The sequence below is a fragment of the Marinobacter sp. CH_CUG1437-1 genome (assembly GCF_037029655.1).
GTDB classification, from domain to species: domain Bacteria; phylum Pseudomonadota; class Gammaproteobacteria; order Pseudomonadales; family Oleiphilaceae; genus Marinobacter; species Marinobacter salsuginis.
Map to the genome: position 1 here is coordinate 38,027 of NZ_JAYMEW010000010.1, position 26,975 is coordinate 65,001.

The 26,975-nt window shown below is 53.0% G+C and carries 24 protein-coding genes and 2 pseudogenes; 18 read left to right on the plus strand and 8 right to left on the minus strand.

Annotated elements, in window-relative coordinates:
- Positions 1–3: 3 nt before the first annotated feature.
- From argJ to ribA, 4 genes are all read left to right on the plus strand, one after another.
- Entirely contained in the window at positions 4–1,221 is a 1,218-nt protein-coding gene (gene argJ / locus WA411_RS18550; protein WP_291910344.1) for a bifunctional glutamate N-acetyltransferase/amino-acid acetyltransferase ArgJ, read from the plus strand.
- Between the two features lie 2 nt (positions 1,222–1,223).
- Positions 1,224–2,207, plus strand: a complete 984-nt coding sequence (locus tag WA411_RS18555) for a Nudix family hydrolase (protein WP_222466199.1) — start codon at positions 1,224–1,226, stop codon at positions 2,205–2,207.
- 87 nt (positions 2,208–2,294) lie between these two features.
- The gene (gene moaC / locus WA411_RS18560) at positions 2,295–2,777 is read left to right on the plus strand and encodes a cyclic pyranopterin monophosphate synthase MoaC (RefSeq protein ID WP_153634599.1); all 483 of its coding nucleotides are present in this window, start codon (positions 2,295–2,297) and stop codon (positions 2,775–2,777) included.
- A gap of 134 nt (positions 2,778–2,911) precedes the next feature.
- Entirely contained in the window at positions 2,912–3,526 is a 615-nt protein-coding gene (gene ribA, locus WA411_RS18565; protein WP_209398879.1) for a GTP cyclohydrolase II, read from the plus strand.
- Positions 3,527–3,605: 79 nt separating this feature from the next.
- Here ribA and dxs read toward each other — a convergent pair whose 3' ends face one another.
- The 4 genes from dxs to WA411_RS18585 all read right to left on the minus strand — a co-directional run bounded on the left by dxs (position 3,606) and on the right by WA411_RS18585 (position 7,650).
- The gene (gene dxs / locus WA411_RS18570) at positions 3,606–5,537 is read right to left on the minus strand and encodes a 1-deoxy-D-xylulose-5-phosphate synthase (RefSeq protein ID WP_291910347.1); all 1,932 of its coding nucleotides are present in this window, start codon (positions 5,535–5,537) and stop codon (positions 3,606–3,608) included.
- Between the two features lie 133 nt (positions 5,538–5,670).
- Positions 5,671–6,567 carry a polyprenyl synthetase family protein gene (locus WA411_RS18575; RefSeq protein WP_153634596.1) on the minus strand — a complete coding sequence of 299 codons (897 nt, stop codon included), beginning with the start codon at positions 6,565–6,567 and terminating at the stop codon, positions 5,671–5,673.
- Complete coding sequence (locus WA411_RS18580) at positions 6,567–6,821, minus strand: exodeoxyribonuclease VII small subunit (protein ID WP_069183983.1); 255 nt, start codon at positions 6,819–6,821, stop codon at positions 6,567–6,569. The genes WA411_RS18575 and WA411_RS18580 overlap by 1 nt, the downstream gene beginning before the upstream one ends.
- A 55-nt stretch (positions 6,822–6,876) precedes the next feature.
- Positions 6,877–7,650 (minus strand): NRDE family protein, encoded by a 774-nt coding sequence (locus WA411_RS18585; protein WP_291910351.1) that lies wholly within the window; start codon positions 7,648–7,650, stop codon positions 6,877–6,879.
- An 89-nt stretch (positions 7,651–7,739) separates the two neighbouring features.
- On the opposite strand from WA411_RS18585, the gene WA411_RS18590 reads away from it, so the two are divergent.
- The 10 genes and pseudogenes from WA411_RS18590 (at position 7,740) to WA411_RS18635 (ending at position 18,372) form a co-directional block, all read left to right on the plus strand.
- Complete coding sequence (locus tag WA411_RS18590; RefSeq protein ID WP_291910353.1) at positions 7,740–8,537, plus strand: sulfite exporter TauE/SafE family protein; 798 nt, start codon at positions 7,740–7,742, stop codon at positions 8,535–8,537.
- A 10-nt stretch (positions 8,538–8,547) separates the two neighbouring features.
- Entirely contained in the window at positions 8,548–9,336 is a 789-nt protein-coding gene (gene lgt, locus WA411_RS18595; protein ID WP_291910354.1) for a prolipoprotein diacylglyceryl transferase, read from the plus strand.
- Positions 9,333–9,887 (plus strand): annotated as a pseudogene (gene thyA / locus WA411_RS18600) (thymidylate synthase); the annotation flags it as partial. The gene lgt and the pseudogene thyA, both read left to right, overlap by 4 nt.
- A gap of 133 nt (positions 9,888–10,020) precedes the next feature.
- Positions 10,021–11,238 carry a tyrosine-type recombinase/integrase gene (locus tag WA411_RS18605; protein WP_291910356.1) on the plus strand — a complete coding sequence of 406 codons (1,218 nt, stop codon included), beginning with the start codon at positions 10,021–10,023 and terminating at the stop codon, positions 11,236–11,238.
- A complete protein-coding gene (locus WA411_RS18610) occupies positions 11,235–13,673 on the plus strand; it encodes a site-specific integrase (protein WP_418766820.1) in 2,439 nt (812 codons plus the stop codon). Before WA411_RS18605 ends, WA411_RS18610 begins: the two co-directional genes overlap by 4 nt.
- Complete coding sequence (locus WA411_RS18615) at positions 13,670–15,727, plus strand: hypothetical protein (RefSeq protein WP_291910359.1); 2,058 nt, start codon at positions 13,670–13,672, stop codon at positions 15,725–15,727. Before WA411_RS18610 ends, WA411_RS18615 begins: the two co-directional genes overlap by 4 nt.
- Complete coding sequence (locus WA411_RS18620) at positions 15,728–16,222, plus strand: hypothetical protein (protein WP_291910361.1); 495 nt, start codon at positions 15,728–15,730, stop codon at positions 16,220–16,222.
- Positions 16,219–17,070, plus strand: a complete 852-nt coding sequence (locus WA411_RS18625) for a thymidylate synthase (protein WP_291910363.1) — start codon at positions 16,219–16,221, stop codon at positions 17,068–17,070. Before WA411_RS18620 ends, WA411_RS18625 begins: the two co-directional genes overlap by 4 nt.
- Before the next feature lie 403 nt (positions 17,071–17,473).
- The gene (locus WA411_RS18630) at positions 17,474–17,755 is read left to right on the plus strand and encodes a hypothetical protein (RefSeq protein WP_291910364.1); all 282 of its coding nucleotides are present in this window, start codon (positions 17,474–17,476) and stop codon (positions 17,753–17,755) included.
- Between the two features lie 275 nt (positions 17,756–18,030).
- Positions 18,031–18,372 (plus strand): hypothetical protein, encoded by a 342-nt coding sequence (locus WA411_RS18635; protein ID WP_291910366.1) that lies wholly within the window; start codon positions 18,031–18,033, stop codon positions 18,370–18,372.
- Positions 18,373–18,461: 89 nt separating this feature from the next.
- On the opposite strand, the gene WA411_RS18640 is transcribed toward WA411_RS18635, so the two are convergent.
- Positions 18,462–19,262: a metallophosphoesterase family protein gene (locus tag WA411_RS18640; RefSeq protein ID WP_291910368.1), complete on the minus strand. Its 801-nt coding sequence runs from the start codon at positions 19,260–19,262 to the stop codon at positions 18,462–18,464.
- 983 nt (positions 19,263–20,245) lie between these two features.
- Here WA411_RS18640 and WA411_RS18645 point away from each other — a divergent pair.
- Complete coding sequence (locus tag WA411_RS18645) at positions 20,246–20,533, plus strand: hypothetical protein (protein ID WP_291910370.1); 288 nt, start codon at positions 20,246–20,248, stop codon at positions 20,531–20,533.
- 116 nt (positions 20,534–20,649) lie between these two features.
- Here the strand turns inward: WA411_RS18645 and WA411_RS18650 are convergent, their stop codons facing one another.
- The 3 genes from WA411_RS18650 to WA411_RS18660 form a co-directional block, all read right to left on the minus strand.
- Positions 20,650–20,949 carry an antitoxin Xre/MbcA/ParS toxin-binding domain-containing protein gene (locus tag WA411_RS18650; RefSeq protein WP_291910371.1) on the minus strand — a complete coding sequence of 100 codons (300 nt, stop codon included), beginning with the start codon at positions 20,947–20,949 and terminating at the stop codon, positions 20,650–20,652.
- Entirely contained in the window at positions 20,939–21,319 is a 381-nt protein-coding gene (locus WA411_RS18655) for a hypothetical protein (protein ID WP_291910373.1), read from the minus strand. The genes WA411_RS18650 and WA411_RS18655 overlap by 11 nt, the downstream gene beginning before the upstream one ends.
- A 479-nt stretch (positions 21,320–21,798) precedes the next feature.
- Positions 21,799–22,107 (minus strand): HNH endonuclease family protein, encoded by a 309-nt coding sequence (locus WA411_RS18660; protein WP_291910382.1) that lies wholly within the window; start codon positions 22,105–22,107, stop codon positions 21,799–21,801.
- Here WA411_RS18660 and WA411_RS18665 point away from each other — a divergent pair.
- From WA411_RS18665 to WA411_RS18675, 3 genes and pseudogenes are all read left to right on the plus strand, one after another.
- Positions 22,072–22,275 carry a hypothetical protein gene (locus WA411_RS18665; protein WP_291910384.1) on the plus strand — a complete coding sequence of 68 codons (204 nt, stop codon included), beginning with the start codon at positions 22,072–22,074 and terminating at the stop codon, positions 22,273–22,275. The genes WA411_RS18660 and WA411_RS18665 overlap by 36 nt on opposite strands.
- Positions 22,276–23,331: 1,056 nt before the next feature.
- Complete coding sequence (locus WA411_RS18670) at positions 23,332–25,179, plus strand: ATP-binding protein (protein WP_291910375.1); 1,848 nt, start codon at positions 23,332–23,334, stop codon at positions 25,177–25,179.
- 390 nt (positions 25,180–25,569) lie between these two features.
- Positions 25,570–26,652 (plus strand): annotated as a pseudogene (locus tag WA411_RS18675) (IS3 family transposase).
- The last annotated feature ends 323 nt before the right edge of the window (positions 26,653–26,975 follow it).

The following is a 26,975-nucleotide window of genomic DNA, read 5'->3' on the forward strand; positions in this document are numbered from 1 at the left end:
AGAATGGCGGTAGGTCCGGGAACCTTACCTGAGTTTCACCCGGTGGCGGGAGTCAAGATCGGTATAGCCAGTGCAGGCATCAAGAAGCCGGGACGGAAGGACGTGGTTGTATTTGAGCTGGCCCCGGAAAGCCGGGTTGCCGGGATTTTCACGAAAAACCAGTTCTGCGCGGCACCGGTTACTCTCAGCCGCCGACATCTGGCCGAGACCTCGCCCCGGTATCTGCTTATCAATACTGGTAACGCCAATGCCGGCACTGGTGAGCAGGGTATGCGGGATGCCGTGGCCTGCTGCCAGGCTCTGGCAAGCCAGGCGGGCGTTGCCGAAGCCGAGATCCTGCCGTTTTCCACGGGCGTGATTGGCGAGCCGCTGCCGGTGCAGAAGATTGTCGGCGCCCTTCCGGATGCCCTCGCGAACACCGCCGAGAACCGCTGGGCACAGGCCGCCAGCGGCATCATGACCACGGACACCCGCCCAAAAGGCGCCTCCTGTCAGGTTGAGCTGGACGGTCACACGGTCACCATCTCTGGCATCAGCAAGGGCGCGGGGATGATTCGCCCGAACATGGCGACCATGCTCGGGTTTATTGCCACCGATGCCCGGATTGCGCCAGAGCTGCTGCAGACTCTTGCCTCCGAGCTGGGAGAGAAATCCTTCAACCGGATTACCATTGATGGCGATACCTCCACCAATGATGCCTGCATGCTGATGGCCAGTGGCCAGTATTCCGGCCCCGAGATTACCGCCTCCAGTTCGACGCTGCCAAAGCTGCGGGAGGCGCTGCAAAAGGTCTACCTGGAACTGGCTCACGCCATCGTCCGTGACGGTGAAGGCGCTACCAAGTTTGTCACCATTGATGTGAGCGGCGCTGCCAGCCAGCAGGAAGCGCTGGATGTGGCATACACCGTGGCACATTCGCCGCTGGTCAAGACGGCGCTGTTCGCCTCGGACCCGAACTGGGGAAGGATCCTCGCGGCAGTCGGGCGCGCCGGTGTCGACGGACTGGACCTTGAGGCCCTGGAAATCTACCTGGGGGATGTCTGCCTGGTTCGCAACGGTGGTCGCGCTGACGACTATTCCGAGGCCCGTGGCCAGGCCGTGATGGATCGGGAAGAGATCACCATTGCCATTGACCTCAAGCGGGGAGAGGTAAGGGAGACGGTGTGGACCTGCGACTTCTCCCATGATTACGTCACCATCAACGCCGAGTACCGTACCTGACCATGTCTGACTCTGCGTCTGCGTCGGAAGCCGGGGTGAAAGAAGTTCACGTTGCCGTTGCGGTTATTGTCCGGGATGGACGGGTGCTGATTGCGCGGCGGCCAGACCATGTCCACCAGGGCGGTTTGCTGGAGTTTCCCGGTGGCAAGGTTGAGCCGGGGGAGAGTGTCCAGGCTGCACTGGTGCGTGAGATTGCCGAAGAAACCGGTCTTCGTGTGCCTGAGGATTCCCTGGAGCCTGTCATCGGAATTCGCCACGACTACGGTGACAAGCGAGTCTTTCTGGACGTCTGGGAAACCGGGGCGGCGGAAGGCGAAGCAACAGGGTGCGAGGGGCAACCCGTTGAATGGCTCGCCCCGGATCAGCTACGGGACGAGGATTTCCCGGCCGCCAACCGGCCAATCATTCGTGCTCTGCGGTTACCCCGGCAGCTTGCGATCACTGGCGAAACCGGTGACCTGAAGCCGACGGTTAAACGCCTTGAGATGGGGCTTGAACTCGCGAGGCCGCCCCTGGTGGTGCTCCGGGCCCCGGCCTTGAGCGAGCGGGCGTACCGGCAGCTGGCTGAGGAAGCGGTGTCGGTTTGTGACCGGGCCGGAGTCGCGCTCATGGTTCACGGTGGTCCCGAGATATTCCGTGCGACCCCCGGTGCCCGGGGGCTGCATTTGCCCTGGCGCGAGGCTGCGGCGCTCTCGGCCCGGCCGGTTCCGCAAGAGGTGTGGTTGGGAGTTTCCTGTCATAGCCGGCAGGAAATCGATCATGCAGAGGCTATTGGCGCGGACTACGTGACATTGGGGCCTGTTCAGCCCACGGAAAGTCACCCGGGTGCGCCCACCCTCGGTTGGCCGGCCTTTGCCGAGCTGGTGTCGGAAGCTGCGCTGCCGGTCTTTGCGCTTGGCGGGCTGTCGTCCGGCGATATTCAGGAAGCCCGTCAATGTGGCGGCCAGGGAATAGCCGGCATCGGCTTCTGGTGGCCCCGGAACTGACGCTTGTCAGCGACGCCGGGCCCATCTCTGTTATGCTGTCGTTCCTGCATTTTTCACTATCTTGCACAACCGATTCCGGGGGATTCCGTGAGCAAACTGACCCATCTCGATGACAAGGGCGAAGCCCGCATGGTGGATGTAACCGACAAGGCGGCTACTGAGCGGGAGGCGCGCGCTGAAGCCACCATACGCATGGCGCCGGAAACCCTGAATATGATTATTGAGGGTGAGCACCCCAAGGGTGATGTGCTGGCCGTTGCCCGAATTGCCGGCATCATGGCGGCCAAGAAAACCCATGACCTGATTCCCCTGTGTCACGCACTGAACCTGACCTCCGTGAAAGTCGAACTGAACCCGGGCAGCGATGGGGCATCTGTGCATATTCTCACCCGCTGCAAACTGTCCGGTCAGACCGGTGTCGAAATGGAGGCGCTGACAGCAGCAAGTGTTACAGCACTGACGCTTTACGACATGTGCAAGGCCGTAGACCGTGGCATGGAGATCGGTTCGGTGCGTCTATTGGAGAAGAAAGGCGGCCGGAGTGGCCACTGGGTCGCCGATAACGCCTGATCTGGCGAACCGCTGCGCTCGTAAAAGCTGGTTATCAGAACCACTCCGGAGGAGCGACAGTGCCGAGACTACGCCAAGCGGGCGGGCCCGTGCTAGAATGCGCGGCCCGATTGACTGAACCACGAGGAAACACTGTGGCTGTTCGTTACATCCAGACCTGCCGGTTGCCGACCCCGTTCGGGGTGTTTGATATGCACGGCTTTGAAGAACCGGACACCGGAAAGGAACACGTTGCCCTGACTCTGGGCGACCTGGACAGTGACGAACCCATGCTTGCCCGCACCCATTCCGAGTGTCTGACTGGCGATGCCCTCTACAGCATGCGTTGTGATTGCGGTTATCAGCTGGAAGAGGCTCTGCGCAGCATCGCCCGGGAAGGTCGGGGTATTCTGATGTATCTTCGTCAGGAAGGGCGGGGCATCGGGTTGCTGAACAAAATCCGCGCCTACCACCTGCAGGATCAGGGTGCTGACACAGTTGAAGCCAATGAGCGCCTGGGGTTTGCGGCGGATCTGCGCGATTACAGCATGTGCAAGGACATGCTGGAGCACCTGGGTATCAAGAGCCTGCGGCTGATGACCAACAATCCCCGCAAGGTGAAGGCGTTATCTTCCTACGGTATTGCTATTGCCGAGAGAGTGCCTCTGCATGTGGGCAGAAACCCCCACAATGAACACTATCTCGATACCAAGCAGAGCAAGTTGGGGCACTGGTTGGAGACACACCAGGACGATGATCCCGAGGTGTGACTCGACCCGCTACTGATCTGCTGACGAAAAAGCCCGCGAGTTTCGCGGACTTTTTGCGTTTTTAGGGCAACTTGCTCGTTTATTTGACGACTTTCAGGCTCTGGTGGCGGAGGGTTTCCATCCGCGTGCGAATGGAAGATTCAATGCCGGTTGCATCCAGACCGCATTCGGCCAGCAGTTCTCCATGCTTGCCATGGTCCATAAAGGTGTCCGGCAGGCCCAGTTGAAGAATCGGCATGGACACCAGCCGGCTGTTCAGAAACTCGGTTACAGCGCTGCCCGCGCCACCGGCAATGGCGTTCTCTTCCAGCGTCACCAGCAGTTCATGCTGCTCGGCCAGTTCCAGAACCAGTTCTTCATCGAGGGGCTTTACGAAGCGCATGTCGGCAACTGTTGCACCAATTGCCTCCGCCGCCTCCAGCGCCGGGGCCAGCAGGGTGCCAAAGTTCAGGATGGCAACTCCTCTGCCGCGGCGAAGCTTGCGGCCCTTGCCAATCTCCAGAGGGGTCAATTCCTGCTGTATTTCGGCGCCGGGCCCGGTACCGCGGGGATAGCGCACTGACGCCGGCCCCTCATACAGCATGCCGGTCTGGAGCATCTGGCGGGTTTCGTTTTCATCTGACGGTGTCATCACCACCATGTTGGGCACGCAGCGCAGGTAGCTGATATCAAAGGCGCCGGCATGGGTCGGGCCGTCTTCTCCGACCAGCCCTGCCCGATCTATAGCGAACAGGACATCGAGGTTCTGTATGGCGACATCGTGGATCAACTGGTCGTAAGCCCGCTGCAGGAACGTCGAGTAAATGGCGACAACCGGCTTGGCGCCATCGCAGGCCAGGCCCGCGGCTAAAGTGACGGCGTGCTGCTCGGCAATGGCGACATCGAAATAGCGTTCCGGGAAGCGCTGTGAGAATGCCAGCAGATCCGACCCTTCGCACATGGCAGGGGTGATGCCGACCACGCGCTCATCCTGCTCGGCGGAGTCGCAGAGCCACTGGCCGAACACGTTGGCATACTTGGGCTTCTTCGGTGTCGGCTTGACCGGTTCGGGCTTGCTCGGTGGCACCGGTTCAATCTTGTTGATGGCGTGGTAGCCAATCGGGTCGGCCTCGGCAGGCGCAAAGCCTTTGCCCTTGGTGGTTACCACGTGGAGGAACTGCGGACCTTCAAGTTCGCGGATGTTCTCCAGGGTATCCACCAGCAGGGGCAGATCATGACCGTCGATAGGGCCGATGTAGTTGAACCCCAGTTCCTCGAACAGCGTTCCCGGGGCAATCATGCCCTTGAAGTGTTCCTCGGTCTTCTTGGCCAGCGCCATCAGGTGTGGCGCTCCCTGCAAAACTTTCTTGCTGCTGTCGCGGACCTGGTTGTAGGTGCGACTGGACAACAGTTTGGCAAAGTAATTGGACAGGCCCCCCACATTGCGGGAGATCGACATGTCGTTGTCGTTGAGAATAACCAGCATGTCGGCGTGCAGGTGACCGGCGTGATTCAGGGCCTCGAACGCCATACCTGCGGTCATGGCGCCGTCACCAATAACGGCAATACTCTTGCGGCCGGACTTTTGCAGACGCGCGGCGATGGCCATGCCCAGTGCTGCGCTGATGGAAGTGCTCGAGTGGCCAACGCCAAAGGTGTCGTATTCGCTTTCGGCCCGTTTCGGGAAGCCGGCCAGCCCGCCCTTGCGCCGGATGCTGCCCATTGATTCCTTCCGGCCTGTCAGAATCTTGTGGGGATAGGCCTGATGGCCGACGTCCCAGACCAGGCGGTCACTGGGCGTATCAAAGACATAGTGAAGGGCAACGGTAAGCTCAAGCACGCCGAGGCCCGCGCCGAAATGGCCGCCGGTCTGGCCCACTGACCATAACAGAAATGCCCTGAGCTCCCGGGCGAGCAGGGTCAACTGCTCCGGGGCCAGCTCTCTCAGCTGGGCCGGTTCATCAATCCGGTCCAACAGAGGCGTGTTGGGCCGCTGCGACGGGATTTCCTTGAAAATATAAGTGTCCTGCATCTGCTCGGGTCTTTTCCGGTACGTTCAGTAACTGACTGGCATTATAAGGGAACAGGGGAAGCTGTTTCACACAAAGCGGGCCAGTTGTTACGAAAATATTTACGGCCAGTGTGCGCCTTCGGGGCGCCGGGGTTCAATGGGTTCTTGCCACCACGTAATCGGCCATGGCCCTGAGGGGGTCGGCTTCGGCGCCGAAATCCTTCAGGCTTCGCTGGGCCTGTTCAAGCAGATCTGCCAGATGCTCCCGGGCGCCGGCCACGCCCAATAGAGCGGGGTAGGTGGGCTTGGCTCGGGCCGCGTCCGAACCCTGGGGCTTGCCAATGACCGTTGTGTCGCCTTCTATGTCCAGCAGGTCATCCTGAACCTGGAAGGCCAGGCCCAATGCCTTGGCGTACTCTGTCAAGGAGGCCAGAGCCTGTTCGCTGACAGAGGGTGCGGTCAGGGCACCAATCCGCACGCTGGTCTCGATCAGGGCGCCAGTCTTGTGCCGGTGCATGGTTTCGAGCTGGGCCAGTGCCAGGGTTTTGCCAACGGATTCAAGATCGATGGCCTGGCCACCAACCATTCCACCGTGGCCGCTGGCCCGGGCCAATTCCCGCACCATGATCAGGCGCACGGATTCTGGCAGTCCCGGAGCTTCGGCCAGCCAGCCGAATGCCAGCGCCTGCAGGGCATCTCCGGCCAGGATGGCTGTGGCTTCGTCGAAGGCTATGTGGGTGGTGGGCCGTCCGCGGCGCAATTCGTCATCATCCATGGCCGGCAGGTCATCGTGGATCAGTGAATAGGCATGGATCAATTCCACCGCGCAGGCCGGGATCAGGGCCTCGTCGCCGGTCTGTCCAAGTGCCTTTGCCGCGGCAAGGCAAAGGGCTGGCCGGATCCGCTTGCCGCCGCCCAGTACGCTGTAGCGCATGGCTTCCTGCAATCGGCCGGAGGCGGAATCACGGGTGATGCAACGGTCCAGTTCCGCATCGACGCGGGCCCGGCAGGTTTCCAGAAAATCAGAGGCAAGCGGGTTTGGTCCGGGCATCAGTCAGCATCATCCGGAGAAAACGGGCGGGTTTCGAGGGTGCCGTCGCTGTTCTGGACCAGCTGTTCAACCCGTTGCTCGGCGCTCTTCAGCGCCTGCTGGCATTCACGGGTCAGCTTTACACCTCGCTCAAACGCCGTGAGGGACTGTTCCAGAGACAGCTCGCCCTGTTCCAGATCGCGAACCAGCCTTTCCAGCTCATCCAGAGATTTCTCAAAATCGGCTATCGATGTGGCGCCTTGTTCACCGGCCATCAGGGGCCCTCCGATCGGGTGGCAGAATTTCGCGGATTATACCAGAGCCTGATCGCTATCGCTGCCAATGGAAGTGACGTCGTTCACCGGGTTCGGCGTCCGGGCCCCAGCTCTGTTCGGTCACCTGGATTTCGCCCCCTGCAGAGACGGTCACCACGGTGGTTGCCCGGGTGCCATAATCGGTCCCGACGATAAAGGGCGATGACAGGAAACGCTCGGTCTCCAGTCCAACGCCGGTGTCGGGCAGCAGATGGTCCGGTGCCGGCGTGCTGTCCTGAAGCAGGGGAATCAGGTCGTTGTGCAGCTTTTCGGCGTTCTGGCCGGCGGCGCCAATGATCTCGCCTGCAGATTCGCGCAGACGCAGAAGCTTGGGCCAGGGTGTCTGCAGGAGGTGGTTGCTCAGGCCATAGACCCCACGGTGGACATGCCGACCGGGGTGTGCATCCCGATTACTGAAATACCAGCCGCTTTCAGCAGACAGGCGCACTAGGTTGAAGCCGGAAAACTGGTCGGCCTTATCGAGCAGATAGCCCTCAAGCTGCTCCCGCGACTCGGTCAGAGCCCGCAAAGGCAGTTCGCCCCGGCTGATTCGACCGGTTTCCGGTGTGCCTTCGCGAACGTTGGTCACAGCACTGACCTCGCCTTTGGCATTCACCGCAAGCCAGGTGCCCCCGGAAAGCAGGTCGCGGCCGGCAAGTACCCGGGTGCCGGAGTCCGTGGTCCACCAGTCCATGGCGGCCGTCGGGCGACGGAAGAATTCATCCCGATTGGCCGCGACTACCAGCGGAAAATGAGGGTTCTGGCCAAGGGCAAAGGCGATCAGGCACATGGTGGAAGATGGCGCTCCCGGAGTTAATGAAGTTGACTCTTGCGCTGTGTATCATACCAGCCTTGGTTTTCCCCGGTGTGCCTCTAACTATGACCCTGTTTTATGTAATTGCATCGTATCTTGCCCTTGGAGCCCTGGCGGGCACCGTAGCGGGCCTGTTCGGCATTGGTGGCGGGCTGATCATTGTGCCTGTGCTGATGTTCAGTTTTGGACTGCAGGGAATCAATCCGGACATTATTCCCCATCTGGCCGTTGGTACCTCGCTGGCAACCATCGTTTTCACTTCGGTCAGCTCTATCCGATCCCATAACAAGCATGGGGCCGTGCGCTGGGACCTGTTCCGACCCATGACCGCGGGAATCGTGGCCGGGGCTCTGGTTGGTGCCTGGACAGCATCCCTGTTGAGCGGGCGCGCCCTGGAACTGGTGATCGGTATTTTCGTGATCCTGGTGGGTCTCAAGATGTTTTTCCAGGTCGACCCCAAACCCGGTCGCGATGTCCCCGGCGTCGCCGGTCTGGGCGTTGCCGGCGGCGGCATCGGCTGGGCCTCCGCGATTTTCGGAATCGGTGGTGGAACCCTTACGGTTCCCTATCTGAGCTGGTGCAACGTGCGGATGCAGCAGGCGGTGGGAACATCGGCGGCCTGTGGCCTGCCGATTGCCATCGCCGGTGCCCTGGGTAACATCTGGACCGGATGGAGCAACCCCGCATTGCCGGAGCTGAGTGCCGGATTCATTTATCTGCCGGCCCTGATCGGTATCATTCTCACCAGCGTTTTATTTGCCCGGGTGGGTGCCAACCTGGCCCATCGGCTGAATGCCCGGATTCTCAAGCGCACTTTCTCCATCATGCTCCTGCTGGTGGGGCTTCGTTTTCTACTGAGCTGAGAGGTAGTTGATGCTGCAGCATCCCCAGATTGATCCGGTGGCCATCGCCATCGGCCCGTTCAAGATTCACTGGTACGGTCTGACCTATCTGTTCGGCTTCGTGGCCGGCTGGTGGCTTGGGCGCATTCGTACCCGCAAGCCCTGGTCTCCGATCAACGAAGAGCAGATGGGGGACCTGCTGTTCTATCTGGCTCTGGGGGTGATACTCGGCGGTCGATTCGGTTATGTCCTGTTCTACAACTTTGACGCCTTCCTGGCGGATCCTCTCTGGCTGCTCCGGGTGTGGGAGGGCGGTATGTCGTTCCATGGCGGTTTGCTGGGCGTGATGCTTGCCATGTGGTGGTATGGCCGCAAGGTGGGTAGTGGTTTCTGGCGCATGGCCGATTTTGTAGCGCCGCTGGTACCCCTGGGTCTTGGCGCAGGGCGGATCGGAAACTTCATCAACGGCGAGCTGTGGGGCAAGCCTACGGATGTTGCCTGGGGCATGGTATTTCGTACGGCGCCGGACTCGCTCGCCCGGCACCCCTCGCAGCTGTACCAGTTTGCCCTGGAGGGAGTCGCCCTGTTCGTGATCCTTTGGTGGTTCTCATCCCGGCAGCGGCCGACCATGGCGGTTTCCGGTCTTTTCCTGGTCTGCTATGGCGTATTCCGGTTCCTGGTGGAGTTCGTGCGCCAGCCGGATCCGCAACTGGGCTACCTTGCTTTTGACTGGCTAACCATGGGGCAGGTACTGTCCTTCCCGATGATCGTTGCCGGCGCCGCCCTGATGTTTATTGCCTACCGGAGACAAGCCCGATGAAAGCCTATCTGGACCTGATGCAAGACGTTGTTGATAACGGATTCGACAAGGGAGACCGTACCGGTGTCGGCACCCGGTCGGTGTTCGGCCGCCAGATCCGTTTCAACCTGCAGGAAGGCTTTCCCCTGGTGACCACCAAGAAGGTCCACCTGCGCAGCATTATTTATGAATTGCTCTGGTTTCTCCGGGGCTCCACCGACAACACCTGGCTGCAGGAGCGGAAGGTCTCCATCTGGAACGAGTGGGCACTGGAGAATGGTGACCTCGGACCCATCTACGGCAAACAGTGGCGTAGCTGGCAGTGCCCGAATGGTGAGGTGGTCGACCAGATCAGCGAAGTGATCGAACAGATCCGCACCAAGCCCAATTCCCGCCGTCTGATTGTCTCCGCCTGGAACCCGGCGGAACTGCCGGACGAATCCATTGGTCCCCAGGACAACGTTCGCGAAGGCCGCATGGCCCTGGCGCCCTGTCACTGCCTGTTCCAGTTCTACGTGGCCGACGGCAGGCTTTCCTGCCAGCTCTACCAGCGCAGCGCCGACCTGTTCCTTTTAGACGAACAAGAAAAAGATGCACAATATATGGTAGCTGCGTAACGCTCACCAAGTCTTACTCCTATTTATTTCCGACAATTGAATTTTGCACAATGCGTAGCTATCATCTCCGTTAAGATGGGAGAAAGCTGTGCAGATATTCATCGCTAACAAACAAAATTTATCCAAGAGCCAGATCGATGGATTGAGTCTAGGTTCGCAGACCGTCTCAGGTGCTCTGGTTCTGGATGATGATGAAAAAGTTATCAGATATCCTTCCAATTGGTTGTCTACGCTTCTTGATTTACAGGAAATCTCATATAAATCCGCCGAGACATACGGGCGAAATACGATCTATTTCCTCAAATTTTTGATTGAGAGGCCGGAATACGTTGGATTAGCTCCTGATGAAATTCTTCTCCGAGTAAATCGCTCGGTTCTTGAGGACTGGATTATCAGACAGCAGGATTCGGGGTTGTTGGATCGGTCAACGATCCGAAATCGCGAGAGTTCAGTGCGATCATTATATGATTTCCTTTCTGACAATGAACGGCAAGATTCTGTTCTTGAAAAGAGCCCTTTCCCCAAAAAATACATTAGCGCTCAACCACATAAGAAGCAGGTTGTCAGTGCTTCTTTAATTGATCTCCTAGCGCTGATGTATGAATGTCGTTACGAGAGAGATCGACTGCTTCTCCAGTTTATGTACGACGCTGGTGTCAGAATCAGCGAGGTAGAGCGAATTACCTTTGGGGACGTCCAAAAGGCTATAAGATTTACGAACTCGGCCTTTGTAAATTCAGAGAAAGTCGATGTGCCTGTTCGTCCTGGCTATGCGCCCGTGCTCATACGTGGCGCAAAGGGCCGGGGGGGCTCGGTGAAAGAGCGGTTTGCCGTAGTTACGACGGCGACTTTGAAGAGAATCGCTTCGTACCACTCGACTCCACTGTATAAACGATATCAGCAGAAATATCGTAATCGACACACTTTTCCTGCCTTCTTAAACACGGAAGGCAACCCTTACAACGAAGACTCCTTGGCGAAAATGATAGAGCGGCGCTCAGACAAGGCTCTTAAAAAGGGACGTATTTCGAAAACGATCCACGCACATCTTTTCCGACACGCATCAGCTTATTTGACGTTGGAAGACCCCGATCTTGGTGAGGATTTTCTTGATCGCTTGGTTAATGTCCAGAAGACGCTTGGTCATTCTTCGATTACGACCACTGAGCGTTATACAAGCATTCCCCACGACATATACAACTCCATAGCAGATTCTGAACTTGGCGCGCTGAGGACCAAAATCGACAAGATGGAAAAGGTTGTTGAACAGACCAAGCTCAGAATCAAGCCGGGAGACAGGAAGTGATGGAATTGAAGAGCCGAAAAAATAAGGACTTATGCCGAAGGCTTGTTCAGGAGTGGATAGGAGAAGCCTCCAAAGATCCTGGGATTCTCTACCAGGTGAAGTTGACCGATCGGGGAAATACCGAGGTTCCGATAGTTAGCAGTGGCGACTTAGGGGTCAAGATTGGTCTTTCGCGCAGGCAAGCTGTCCGGGTATTGCCCAGCATGTGTCGGGGCGAATTGGATCAAATTCTTGAGATGATGCGCTCTGAGGGCTTGGTTACCCCGGGTGCCACTGCTCAGAATATGAATCATATAAACAAACTGAAGTTGTTTTTATTGAGGGCTAAAAAGAATCCGGCCCTGCTAAAAAGAATTCCAATGCACGGGAGAAAAATTCAGGTTACGAGATTTATCCACGAGTTTCCTGAGTACGAATTTCCAACGATTTTCACAAAGTCTGCCTTCAACCGATCGTCAAGGGTTTCATACGAGTATTTCCACAGTGTTTTTGCGCCGGAAGTTGTTAATGAGCTCAAAAAGGCTGGTCTTTGCGATGAAATATTTACAGCCTCAAATAGAAAACCGCGTTCTGAGCCAGCAAATAATACTTTTAAGGAAACTAGGGATGGCATCGATATCTCTTCAGTTTCAGAGTTCGAGACTCTTTGCAAAAAGCCTTTTGATTCGGTCTATTTTTTGTTCGCACTTGGTGCGCGAGGTGTATCGTCTTTGTCAGCAATAGAACAATACAGGACAACCGCGCAGTTCGTAGAAAGCTTCCTGAGATCTCAAGGTATGGATGGTTCTGAAACTGTCCGAGAAGTCTTGAGTGATTATCTTGCAGTGAAGTTTCGAGCCTATTTGGAAGATTTAATTGCTGCAAAAGACATCTCTCCAACCTACGGCTCGACACAAGTTTCGAATCTCCTGAGGTCGCTTCAACGCTTCTCTGAGCTGGTCGGGGCGGAACATTTCGATTTTATAAAAGCTTCTGGCTTTAAGGTGATGGGAAGGACAACTGAGAAGTACCAGCCTTACTCTCGAACGGAACGCGAAGTTATCGCCGGTGTCTTGGAAAAAGATATGCGGCGAGTATGGGAGCAATATTCTAGCGTTTACGAACCTACACAGAGTGGTCAAACCTTTGTGGTTGAAACGAAAAGTGGACTCCAGATCGACGGAAGCCTTTGTACGAAAGAAAACTTGCGTTGGTTTTTCGATCACAAACTTGGGAGTAAGCCATTCCGTCTAAGTGAACTTATAGGGAGTGAGGCCCAATCAAACGAGAAGCTTTTCCGATCAGGCTTTGAGCAATACCGGTGGCGTTATTCTGATGAGCAAATGACTTTGTCGCAGCTCTACGACTGCTGGGGTGTTCCAAGGAATCCTTACCGAGAGGACATTTTTGCTTTTTACATGCGTCTGGTCCAAGTCACAGGCATGAACCCCATGTCCGCTTTGGACTTAGAGGTCGATTCATTCGAGCCAAAGCATCCGGCGACACTGAAGCCATGCTTGCGTTATTGGAAAGAACGAAGCAGTGGAGCGAAGGAAATGCACCTTGATATCTTTCGCTCTGAGATAACGTGGCTCTCAGCGTCTCAAGCATCCAAGATTTCTGAAATTATTGAAAGAGTAAAAGCTCTTACAAAAAATCTCAGAGACAGCCTCCCTGAAGATCACGAGAACAAAAACCTATTGTTTATAGCCGAAGCAAAACCGCCACAGGCCCTTGGCACGGTGCTTCGTTTCTACTCCTCTGGCTACGACAAGTATCGAAATATTTTCGAAACGAGATATATCAATGAGCTCACAGACTCTGATACGGGCGAGATGGTTTCAATTGTTGCTACGCGCTTCCGAGCCTCTATGGTCAGCGAGATGATTGAGGCAGGAGTGTCTGTGCGCGAAATTCAGTTAATGATGGGGCACTCTTCGATAAAAACTACCCTTAGCTATTTGGATCGAATGGATTTCAATAAACAATCTCGCCAAATGATTCTCGAAAAGCTGGAGATAATTTATAACAACGCCTGGGTTCCTCAGGAGAAGGATAAACTGCCTGAGAAGGAAAAGGATCATGGGGAGGTTATTTTTAAGACTCCTTTGGGAGGGTGTGCGAATATCTTTAATCCGCCAGATTTCATAAAAAGTTCAGCTAGTTATGATGGTGGTGCATGTTCTAACTTCAATAAGTGCTTGAGTTGCGAAAATGTGATAATCACTACTTCCCACCTTCCAGATCTTTTTGCCTTGCTGCGCGACTACCGAGTCGCTTGGAAAAACGGAAGCGTTGCAGCAACGCCGTACGGCTCAGTCATTCGTGAGAATATTGAAATCCTAGAACTGATTTTGGGAGACGAATCGGAGTTCCAGAAAAGCGAATTGGAAAAGGCCGAACGGCTCTCCAGGTACATTGATTCTGCGGTGATGATAGATGGGGCGGCTGTATGAATATTGGGAATGTATTTGAGAGTTTAAGGCAGTACCGCCAAATATCCTCTGCGCTCCTCATACTGAGTCTGAAAGGACAGAAGGCTAACAGTGCTTCGGAATCGAAAGAGGTCAAGGCTCTACTTGAAATATTGAATCTGAAAGTATCTGGTTCCTCAATTTTTTCAGACAAAGTTTGGCATTTCGAGGAAGCCCAAGAAAAGTCTGCAAAATCAATATCAAAGGATAGGTTTAAGTTCAATTTTGATGATTACCCAAACATTCCTGAGCCCATCATTTTTGAGTTAAAAATGGTTATTTTGATGGTCTCTCTACTCCCACGCTCTGAACTCCAAAGGATTGAGAAAAAGAACACATTGTTCAAAATTCAGTCCCTCACGAGCATGTTCAAGGCTACCCTTAGGTATTTTGATCACATCTTTTCTTCTTTGATTGATGCTTTTGGTGCTGATGTCGTGAGCGATAACTTCCAATCGTTGCAGGACCTGAAAAGGACCCACTTCGTTGAGTATTCCGAGGGTTTTGAGATCACAAGCCAAACTGCAACTCTGATTGAGCGAGCTTTTGGTTTTTTTCATGCTAAGCGTATTCGCGAATATGTATTTGCCAAAAAGCTCGCTCTCCCTCGGTTAGCCCAAACAAAAGCAGTAGTTTCTGAGTCTACGAAGCGAGACCGCGATAAGGTTTTACCAGGTGAGGTCTTTGAGAAAGTATCTGCAATTTCGGGGTATGTTATAACTGATTTTCTAACAAAGCTTGGAGTCGAAGTTACGGACAAAACTGCACTAAAGATGAGGCGAAATTTTCCGTTCGAAGTTGAAGATCTGGGGTTGCTAGATGTTGATTGGGGTGTCATAGATACCTACACAATGAATAGGTTGCTAGGCCGAGGCTATCCCTACGATGAAGCACTTAAGTATCTAAACGATGTTTCAAACTTGTTGACGAAAGGTCAGCAAGTTGCCTCGATGCGCGGGGCTTTAAACCAGCGTTTTGACGCTAGAAATGGATCCGCTCTTGTTCAAGACTATCTGGCTCTGGTCTATCGATCAGCGCTCTATATCATTGCTCAATACACAGGGATGCGTCCATCAGAGCTATTCGAAATTAGATTGGACAAGCCTCTTGAAGAGTCCTTCGGCGTTCCTTGCATTGTGTCGCATGTAAAAAAACACCAGGAATTTGAGCGATCGCTGTTCGACGATAAATGGGTTTGCATTCCCGCAATGGTTGATGCCCTTAACGCAGCGAAGGTCATTTCACGCATCAGAGTAAATCCCTATCTGCTTTCAAAAGACGGGACAACAGCTTTCGGTGGCGAGCCATCTCATTACTCTGCAAACGGGCTGAAAACCCCGCTCAAGCTGCATTTTCAGCAAATTGTTCCCGAGGACTATGAAGAGATTGAGGTCTACCCCTATCTCCTGCGACACACCCTTGCATACCAGCTTTTCAGGGCCGACTTAGGGCTTCCGTTTATCAGTCACCAGCTCAAGCATTTCGGCAATCTCGTGGGTGCGTTTAGTACAGCATCGAATAAAGGCTTTTCCGTAAACACCCTGAGCTACGGTGAGATCGGCGAGCAGCTGAGTGGATCCGGGAGAGCGAGAAATCTCCGCCATAAGGCAGAAGTTGATGCTGTGCGAGCCGCTTTCGATCCGGATGCAGCCTATGCAGGAGTAAATGGTGAAGACCACAAAAATAGAATGATAAGAGTTTTTGAGGGCTACCAGGCATCTGGCTTCACTAAAGAAGAGATCTTTGAGGCTATGGCAGAGCAAGGTATGGCAATCGCAAACGTTGGGACTGGGATGTGTTACGGGGGTAAAACCGAAGATTTCGATGAAAGCCTTCCTTGTATTGGCGGGCTTAGATGCAATCCCGTTCGATGCTCAAATGCTGTCGTCACGGAGGCCCACATTCCGAAGTGGCGTGAGGTGTATGTCGAGAATATGAGAGTTGTTGAAAGTGGAAGTGAAGATGTGTCCACAGAACACGCTCGGGAGGCAGCCAATGAAGCTCGAATGGTTTTACAGTCTTTAGGGGCATTTTGAATGACCGAATTACCATTCGATCAGCGGAACCAGGAAGACTTTGAGGATGTCACTGAGCGGATCAACGAGGCTCTTCTGGAAATTGCGTCCGATTCGAAAGTCAAAGCGACGATTACTGAATTGGCGAAAAGAGCAAAAGTACATCGAAATACCATCAGGAACCGAGAGTGGCCGGCTGAGAGACTCAAGGCGATTAAGGCTGAACGAAAGGCTGAACGAGAACGGAAAACCGACAAGACAGATATGCCAAATCCTCTGGATGTTCTGACATCGAAATTGGAAATGGCCCGACTTGAAACTTTGCATTGGTTTAATCAATACAACGAGGTCAAAGCGTTCTACGAGAGTGCTAATGAAAACGTCAAGTATCTCTCTAAAACTCGGGAAAGTTACAAGCAAGAAGTGGAAGCCCTGAAAGGGCGAGTTCGTGAGCTTGAGCAAGAGTACGGGCGCGTTTGCGACCTTCTCAACACGATTACGGTGGAGGACAAATGAAGCAATATCTTGAGATAGCCCAGCGGATCCTTGATGAGGGCATCTGGGTCACCAATGAGCGGACAGGAAAGCGATGCCTGACGATCATAAATGCTGACATGGAGTACGATATCAGCAACAACGATTTCCCGCTTGTAACGACGCGAAAGGCCTTCTGGAAGGGGGCGATAGCAGAGCTGCTGGGTTACCTCCGAGGTTACGATAGCGCGGCTCAGTTTCGAGCTATAGGGTGCAACACATGGAACGCCAATGCCAATCAGAATGAAGCCTGGCTGAATAATCCTGCTCGCAAGGGCGAGGACGATATGGGCAGGGTTTATGGCGTGCAAGGCCGGCGCTGGAAGCGGCCGGACGGGGAAACCATTGATCAACTTCGAAAGGTGGTTAACAACCTATCCAAAGGCATTGATGACCGCGGTGAAATCGTCACCTTCTACAATCCCGGTGAGTTCCATTTGGGATGCCTTCGTCCCTGTATGCACACGCACAATTTCTCCCTGCTCGGAGATACGCTGTTCTTAACGAGCACTCAGCGATCGGCAGACTGGCCGCTCGGAATTTCGTTTAATGCGCCTCAGTGTGCGGCCCTGCTTGCGATGATGGCTCAGATCACCGGCCATAAGCCCGGTAAGGTTTATCACAAGATCGTGAACGCCCACATTTACGAAGATCAGGTGGATCTGATGCGGGATGTCCAGCTTAAACGAGAGCCCTACCCATCACCCAAGTTCTATATCAACCCGAACATCAGGACTCTCGAAGACATTGAGACCTGGGTGGCCGTGGATGACTTTGAGGTAACCGGCTACCAACATCACGAGCATATTAAGTATCCCTTTTCCGTCTGAGCCTTCGGAAAGGCTCTGCAAGGCCGTTATTGGTTTGGGCACGTCAACTCGGTCGGATTTGGTCGTTTTGTGGTTTAGAGGGCCTTTTGAGGGGGGGTATGATCAAGAAAAATCCCGGGGTGGCATCTGCCCTAAGCAATCTCGAGAGCGACACAAGGGATCGGGGGGTGCCTCCACTCACCGAAGAAGGTGAAAAGGCCCAGTTGGGGCCAACGCTCTATGACAAGAAGGCACGACGTGCCTCCATGGACTTTCAACGAGTCGCACACCTGGAGTCCGACAATCATGACCTGAGGGTGCGAATCGGAGAGCTTGATAGAGAAAACGAGGCGCTTCGATCCAGGCTCTCACCAAGCAAGGAAACAGTCGAAGCAATCACTGATGGTTTAGCGGTATTTACGCAATGTGCGACGAACTGAACCCTTGCGAAGAAAAGATTCGGGTCGCCAGTGTGCCATTCCGGCACAGCTTCACAACAGTGATTCGGGAAGTGCTGGTCAACCAATACCACGGGGTGAAGTCGGCAACCTATTTCGTTTCAGTGATTGCGGAAACCCAGTTTCTTCCGGTAAACCTAGCTTCCGGGCAGCTTTGGAAGGTGCATGGTAATAAGACGGTCAAAAAAACGGATGATGGCCATTACAAGACCAACGAACGCGCCTATGACCGGCAGGAAGTGTTCTAGCTTCACATGCCTGAGACTGGCGACTCTCGAAAGCTTCATCACCTTTGTTGGTAAGGACAAAGCGTTCGCGGGGATCGGAGAGTCTAAAGCTCGCCAGCTTTGGGCTCGCTTACAACGGCGACTCACCGGTTATGAGTTTCAAATTGTAAGGCGAAGAATATTACCTAAAACTGCGATTGAACAGTCAGATCTTGTTTACCCAAAACAATCCCGGGGCCGGTGTGCGAAACGGGTCGCACGGGAAGCTGGTAAGAGTTAAGCAAAAAGGTGACGTTTTGGGTATCGTAGAGCTGGACACAGGGGATTCTGTCGAAACCGCAGGTGGGTCACTGGATGCGCTGGAACTTGGCTACGCGATGACCCTGCATAAAGCTCAAGGCGACCAGTTCCGGCGTGTAATCGTTCTACTGAAAGCAGGGAGAGTTATGGATCGAATTAGGGTATACACAGCCCTCTCTTTTGATAAGGTAGAAGTTCAAATCATTGGTTCCCTCTCGGTCTTCCGTAAAGTGGTTGACGCACCACTTAAGGCTTTCAAGCAAAAAAACACTGCTGTCAACGCTTCTCAATCAAATGACGTGAATTGGCAGGAAAGCAGAAGGTCACATTCCGGATAAACGCGAAGCTGTAAAAGGCTTGCGATTAAGTCACGAGAAGTTGACACTCGGATGCCTCATAAACACGAAATGGCCAACCAAGTTCAGCATCAATGATTGCTCGGGACAATTACTACTACTCTCGCGTCTAGATTCAGTGCTTGGCCATCCCCGATCCAGATTAATGGGCAATCAGGCCAGTGCGTGTGACCGAATAAAGTGAGGCCTGAAAAGCTCTTTTCCAACGATTGAGTAATTGCGGGATTGCCCTCCCGGCCTCTTTCCTTGTCCTCGGGGCCCTGATGCAGCATAAGAATATGGGGACGCTTTTGGGTACACAGTTTCATGTGACGGAGAAAGGTGTCCTCATCACGACGATTGTGGCGTTTAGGATCCCCAATGATTCCACCGAGACCACCAATCCGCAGACCAAAGTTAGTTGTAATGACCTTTCCGTCCAAAACACTGATTTTGGAGGGTAGTTGAGTTTGAGAGTCCAACGTGTCGTGGTTCCCCAGAACGGCGATCACTTCTTCAGAGACCTCTGAAAGCGATAGAAGTACAGTTTCAACAGGGCCAGTTCCCCCAGGTTTACGGCAGTCCGGGTAATCGTATAGATCACCGCATATCAGTATCGCGCTGATGCCGGGTATTTCACCGAGGCCCTTAAGCAGCGAGAGCTCCTCCGCAACCGCTTCGCCGAGTAAGCGTTCAGTGCCTTCTAAATTAACAGACAAGTATTCCCTTCCTTGCAGGTCTGACAACAGAACCAGAGACTCAATGCCGTCTGGGAGTCCTTCAGCTTTAGCATGGAAAAACGGCAGCCCTCTTTGATAAGGGGTTTTGCCGGGCCCGCTCGTCCAGTAGGGCAGCGAATGAAACGGTGTTGGCTCAATACCAGTTAGTCGCACGGGATATCCTGAAATGACTTGGATTTTTTGTTTAACGCTTACATTTTACGCTTTTTATAGAGCATTGAAGCCTCGCTTTCTCCTAAGGTTAGGGTCTAGGCGACCATCACCTGATTAAGCATATATTATCCTTATCGGTCATCAAGGCAGGCCTCCCAAATCTTAAATTTGCATGGTGTAAGCATCACAATAGCGGCTCCAAATATGGTGTAAGCAGCACGAAAGCTGGCTCTTACCCCAATGGTGTAAGCAAAAGCCCTTCCGTTTCCCAAAATGGTGTAAGCAGAGTGCTTTGTTAACCCGTTATCCCGAAGTTCCCCCTGTTTACGGGCATTGTCGTGGTGTAAGCAGAACAAACCGCTACTCAAAAGTTGTGTAAGAGGAGTAAGTGCTACTCAGCGATCCCACCAACCTTAATTCGCAGGAGCCGGCCGCATGAGCGGACGAAGGGATTAGATGAAAGTCAGTAAGTCAATGAAAAATTTGGAGTTCAGTCTGCCCAAGCATAGCCTCAGAAAATCACCACACCTTTTCAACGGTGTCTCTGGGAAAAAGACTGGGCGATATCTGCTCATATATAGACTCAGCTTTGCACCATAGATCTGTATTTTTATCCAGAAGGCGTTCATGCATAGTCACAGCGATCTTCACCAAGTGCTGCTGCTCATATATAGAAGGAGAAATTCACCACGGGTATGGTCTACGCAGGTTCTCGTCCAAGTTAACTTGCTTGCAACTAAAAATGCTGTCGGTGATATTTTTTAACCGCTATGGAGATAGAAAAGTAGAGGTTGGTGGTCGTTATCGACGAGAATTCAGTCAACCATGGCGTTAGCTGGCGTTTCCAAGAAGCGTTGCATGGGCAACCACCGTATGATCTGAGGCACTTTGCTCGGCGATAAAACTATTAGACCGCACTAATCTAGTTCTAGCCCTGAGGAAGCTATCAGGTTCAGCAATCATCGAGAACTGGGAGATCACAAGTGAGTACGAAAGCGTCAATCGCCGCAGGTGATACATTCCATCTGTACAAAGAAGAGCTTCTGTCCTCGGAGCGTCGGTCAGTATTCCTCAACCTCGAAAAACCTTCGTCTTATGAGTTTTCCAAAGAAACCTTCAACGATCAGATCATTGAGAGCCTGACCATTGGGATCCCCTCTGAGGTGCTGGACGAAATAGCGATCAGATGGCTCAAGTACCGGAAGCTTCAGGGTGCTTTTGGAGGCCCGGTTGGGCTGGAATGGGGAAGTCCCGATTGCCCCTATCCCTAGGCCAAAGGCGGCGATGCTGGCTCGCTCTGAGGTGCTCTAAGACTATCTCCGAGAAATCGAAGTAGTCGGCCTGCTAGACTCTTGAGCTCTCGTATTTGTGAGACAGCCCTCGTAACTCACCGCCATTTGAAGGAAGCGATATCAAGATATTCGATGACTCGTTGAAAACCTTGGGCATTGTTCAATTGATCAATCGGTCTCCCATTCAGCGCAGCGTTCGGTGTTTGCAGCCAATGAGCGAGATTTTCCGGGTCGTGACCAATAGCTGCGACCATGCTATGCCGGAGTCTTTCGAAGAGCTGCGCGACATCTTCACCGGCAAAGCGGTTTGAAGAAGCGATTTCAACTAACTTGTCACCAGCGACACCCAGCTCTTCGGCTACGGAACGAATAAATCGTTCTTTGTCATTGTCCATACTTCAATAACTCCAGGCTTTCGAACACTTCCTTGATGGCATCGACTTCGCCGGTATAAACGAAATCTAACGGTCTCTGTCCGTAGAAGGGCGGGTTTTGATTGACAGACATCATAAAACCGCTGTGGTTTTCCGGGTTCTGGAAGAGTTCTTTTAGGGAGGCGTGAATGTTGAGTAGGTAGGAAATCTTCTTCAATTGAGTTTGATCCGTTCTTTCGAGGGTTTCAGGGGCGTCGATTAGCGCGTGATCAATGTTTAAAATACGGGCTTGATCGGGGCGCTCAAAACCCCACGCCTTCAAAATTCGTATGGCCGCCCTCAGGCCGGCACGATGCTGCTCGATTGTTGTTTCCCCGGGGAATTGGCTCATTGCTGCATATACCTCGTTATGAAGTCATATCTGCGTGCGTAGTGCGAGGTTCCTTATTGCGTCACCAATAGAATCCTTGGCAGGTTGGAAAGATCAAAGCATCACACCAACGCCATTTTGAGGCAATTAACCTCGACAAACCTATTGCGTATTCCGAGGGGCAGCTGTCGAGCGGATGATCGGGTGTGCACAGAATCGCGCCATCTCCAGCTATATCTCAGTGTGGGTTTAGCTCTTTTTAACAAGCTTTCTCTATTCGACCCTCATTTTCTGACCCTTTCAGAAAGGCTCGACAATGAATTCGCGGCTTTCGTAATCTTCGACCCCAAGTGTTGCCTTGGTCGATTGCCATAACTTTAAAACGCCACCGTATACGGGCTCAGCCAGCTTACTTTACGCAGGGTACGATAGGGCAATGACACTTCCCTTTAGCACTTAAGTCCATCTCAAGCCCGCTCCAGCCGTTATGGCGCAACTGGTCATCCGCGACAGGCATCTAAAAATGACCGTAACCAATAGGACTCATACGAAGAGGGCTTCAAGTCGTAACCTTTAACGATCCGCACAAAGCGTGCGACATAGCCGCATTGGCCAGCGGGGGGTAGCCACTCGTTCGGCGGCCTTGCACCTTTGCTTCTATTCAAGGCCAACTCGACCGGCCAAAGGTTGATCGGGTCATTAGCAAAACTCTCCCGCTTCGCCAAGGACCATTCGTCAGCGCCACGATCCCATGCCCATTTGAGGGGTACAACATGATCAATGTCGATACCCTGGCTATTCTGGATCACGTTGCCTGTAAAGGGGCTGATCCAACGACCAGCAGCGACCCGGCAACGATTATCGCTCGCGAAACGCACTGGCGTACCGGAACTTGCGATCAACGCCTCAGCGCGGCTGTTCTGGCAGTCGCCATCGGCATCGTCCCAGCCATGACCGAAGGCCGATCGTCTGTATGAATTGGTCCCATGTTTGTTCAGTTTGGGTGCGTTGTTAGAGGCCAACTGCTTGGGTAGGCGACCGCCACTGGCTACGCATTTCTCGAGTGAGTCAAAGGCTAGGAAATTTTCGGTGCGATCGTAATATGAGCTTTCAGGTGGGTGACAAATGCCTGAAGACGTCTTTTTGATTGTCTCAGCTGCAACGGGTGCAAACCCAATGACGATTATGAGCGCCAGTAAGGAAGACGGGAGATACCGCAACTACTTCTCCTTAAATACAAAAAGCGTAATTTGGCGGCCATCGTATCGGGCACGGCCTCGCATGTCTCGCTGTAGGAGATATCCCAATCGTTTTGCAGTGATATCGGCTTTCGCCGGGGGTCCAAGTCGCAGATACTGGTTGGGAGTCAATTGATCAGGAGGATCGGGGCTCAGTGCCGGCAGGGATGCCAGGCAAGCGCGACACCTGCCCAGTGGTGTGACGCGCCAGGGAGAGGCCTGGCTCCCTCTCCCCCGAAAAACCGGTTCACCATAACCTCAGATTTCGCTCAGTCCAAAGATCAAGGACTAACAGGGCTTAAAGCTTGAAAGCCGTCAGGATTGGCTAGAGGCTGTTACTTCCCGGTGCTTATCAGTACCTCTGGCCCTGCACTGCGTGATTTTCAGTCGAAGGAATAAACTTGTATGGTCTCCTAATGGCAGCCGATCCATAGGCTCATGGCATTCAATGCCCGAGAGGAAAAGCTAGAATGGAGGTTAGACAGGTGCCGGATGATACCGATGTTCTGATAAGTCATGGTCCAGCAATACGCATCTTCGATTACATTCCCCAAGAACGAATTCACATCGGATGCCACGGCCTGGCACAGAGGATCAATCAGCTGCCTCACCTCAAGGCGCATACCTGTGGGCATAATGAGTCTTAGGGTTTTGCGGTAGGCGAATCAGATGGGTTATGTTTGCGAACGCAAGCACATGCGATTCGCGATACAAGCCAGCCAGTCAATCCACCTATAATTATCGATCTGTGACTCAGTGGTTAGGGTCGTATTTGGTTTCTAGAGAGGGAATGCAATGAAGCTCAAGGAAGTCCGCATCAGAAATTTCCGTGGCTACAAGGATGAGATTTCGATCACCTTTGACGATTTAACCACCTTGGTCGGAAGAAACGATGCCGGCAAGTCCACCATTCTGGACGCACTAGATATATTTCTAAACGACGGGGCGCCGGATAAAGATGATGCTTGCAAATTCGGCAATCCAAAAGATCTAACGATCACATGCATTTTCTCTGATTTGCCTGAGACCGTAGTACTCGATCAGACAGCTAAGACGTCTTTTGAGGCAGAATATTTGACTAACCAGCAAGGAATGCTGGAAATACAAAAGACCTTCAATGGTGAACTCGAAAAGCCAAAGCTGAGCTCGTTATATGTAAACGCATATCACCCAACAGACATGCACGTGGCTACTCTGACAGCTCTCAACAATATCGATCTGAAACAGCTGGCGCAGGAACTCCGTGCTGATACAAGCAACATCGACAAAAAAGTGAATGCGCAACTCCGTGAAGTTTTGCGAGGTTCGGTGAAAGAGCTAGGCCTTGCCCCTGTTTCGGTGTCATTGATGGAAGGGAACGGGAGTAACATATGGAAAGGAATTCAGGCGGCTCTCCCCGCATTCGCCCTTTTCAAATCTGATAGATCAAGCACAGATCAGGACCCAGAAGCTCAGGACCCGTTGAAATCGGCCATCAAAGAGGCTCTTAAGTCAAAAGAGGCAGAACTCAATTTGATTACGGAGCATATTCAACAGGAGGTCAAGAAGATTGCTGATCTCACTCTGGCAAAGCTCAAGGAAATGGACCCTACGCTAGCTTCTACACTAACGCCATCTTTCACGAAGCCCAACTGGAGCAGCCTCTTCAAGGCCAGTATCACGGGCGATGACAATATCCCTATAAACAAACGTGGTAGCGGAGTCCGGCGACTTATCCTGTTGAACTTCTTCCGAGCCAAGGCCCAGAAGGCAATTGCAGAACAGAGCAAGGCGAGTGTGATCATGGCCATTGAAGAGCCTGAGACAAGTCAGCATCCTCGCAACCAGAGGCTACTCGTTTCGGCTCTTACGGAGCTGGCAAGTACTGACCAAGTCATCATCACAACGCATACTCCAATGCTTGCCAGGGTTGTTCCCACTGACTCCTTACGTTTCGTGACAGAGCGCGAGAACGGCGACAAAGAAATCGCTGTTGGTGGTACGGAAGAAACAAACGCTCTAATCGCATCAAGCCTTGGAGTACTTCCGGACCACACGGTGAAAGTGTTTATCGGAGTCGAAGGAAAGACAGATATTCCTTTTTTGAAAAACATCTCTCGTATATTGATTGAGGCTGGCGAAGATGTACCTGACTTGGAGCGCTTAGAGGTCGAAGGCGAGATTATTTTTACGCCATTCGGCGGTTCCGGTCTTGCGCTTTGGTGCAACCGCCTGGCAAACCTTAATAGGCCTGAGTTTCATCTGTATGACAGAGATACGCAGCCCCCAGAACTTCCGAAGTACCAGCGATACATCGATGAAGTAAATGCTCGTCCAAATTGTTTTGCCACTTCGACAAATAAACTGGAAATAGAAAATTATTTACACGTGGATGCAATAAACGAGGCGATTGCTGATGCTGGTATTGACCTCCGGATTGGGCAGCAACCGGAAGACTTCAACGACGTCCCAAACATTGTTAAGAATGAGCTGAATGCGGTGGCGCACCAGGGAAATAAGTGGGGCGAGAGCCGCGTAAAAGAATTTCTGTGTAGTGCCGGGGCGGCGCGCATGACCAAAGCACGTCTGGATGCAATTGACGCCGATGGTGACGTCTTGGCCTGGATGGCGAAAATCAATGAGTTCTTGGCTCAAACTCAATGATCGTCGGGCCCGGCAGGTGCTCAAGGACTGCAACTACGTTTCACGTCAGTGCAGCCGGCCAGCTTTGGCGTTATACGCAAAGTGAACCCACTTTGCGTATAACCGAGCGGATTCCACATCAGTTTTTCAAAGAGCCAAGACGACGCACTTTTCTGCTCAAACCATACAGAGAGGTGTATTGATGAAGAGTTTTGTAGACTAAAATGTCAAAAAAAACATAGGTCTGATGTTCACTCACGGCGGTCTAAAGTAGCTGGACTGCTCTCCTCTGGCTTAACCGTTTTCGGCTTAGTAATGTTCATCACTGACCCTGACCCAGAATTCTTAACCGTTTAAAGCTGGGAAATCCTGCATGATAAAGCCTGAGAAAGGAGATCATGTCATGAAGCGATCCCTTATACCGAAGAGCAGATTGTCCTTGCCCTGAAACAGGCCGAGCTGGGCCCGCCGGTGCCGGAAGTGTGCCGGAAAATGGACATTTCCGACGCCACGTTATATGCCTGGCGCAAGAAAATCCGCGGACTGGGGCCTTCTGAACTGAGACGCCTGAAGTAGCTGGAAGAGGAAAACTAGCGCCTGAAACGGGTGGTGGCGGATCTGAGTCTGGATAAGGCCATACTTCAGTATTTGCTGTCAAAAAAGATCTGAGATCACCTCGCAAGCATCAGCTGGTCGATGATCTCCAGAAGCGATTTGCGGCCAGCCAGCGGCAGGCTTGTGCGGTCCTGGGACTCTCCAGAGCCTCCTACCACTACAAATTGGTGGCTCGTGGCGCCTCTGCGCTATCGATACGGATCCGGGAGATAACCCCGGTGCAAATGCACTATGGCTGCCGTCGTGTCCACGTGTTGTCGCAACGCGAAGGATGGCAGGACAGGCCAAAGGGGTGTACCGATTGTACCGTGAGCAGGGTCTGTTTCTGCGCCTGAAACGCCCCAGACAGAACAAGGCTGCGAAGAATCGATAGCCCGTAACTCAGGGCGAGTTCCCCAATCACACCTGCGGCATGGGTTTCGTATCTGATGCCCTTTTTGACGGCCGCCGGCTACGGTTGCTGACCAACATTGACCTATTCACTAGGGAGTGCCTTGGCATCATCCGAGGGCAAAGCCTGAAAAGCGAAGACGTCAAAGAAGCACTGACACGGATCGCTCGATTTCGAGGTAACCCGAAACTACTGAAAGCGGACAACGGCTCCGAGTTCGCTGTCTAGGTCATGGACCGCCCACCGACAATGCGACTGTGGAATCCTTCAATGGTCGACTCCGGCAGGAGTGCTTGAACGAAAACCGGTTCTTGTCACTGGCTGATGCCCGGGAGAAAACTGAAGCGTGGCGGACATTCTATAACCAAGTCAGACCCCACTCCGCACTGGGGTGGTCCACACCCTATGACTACGCCCGAAAATACGCTGTTTCAGGTCACCTGGAACCGAAATTAGAGCCGGATTTTTCCGGCAATGAGCGGTACTGAAACGGGGGCAGGGTCAGAGGTAAGTCCAGTCTGATTTTAAATTGCTCATGAAAACGGGATAGAGCTGAAATACCCCTTTTTATCATCGAATATTATTACTCTAAATCTAAAGACTTAAAAGTCCTATGTATTACGCCTGCCCGTTTGATGGTACTCGTTCCAACGGAAAAAGGAGCATTAGAACAACAGACGAGCTTTTGTCTGGTCCGTAGAGTAAGGGTATGCCGGAATCCAGAGGCAGTTCCCACAGAGATAGTGATACGAGCATGCAGTTAAATAAAACCTGATAAAAAGGGGAAGTAATAATGACAAAAAACAAGACC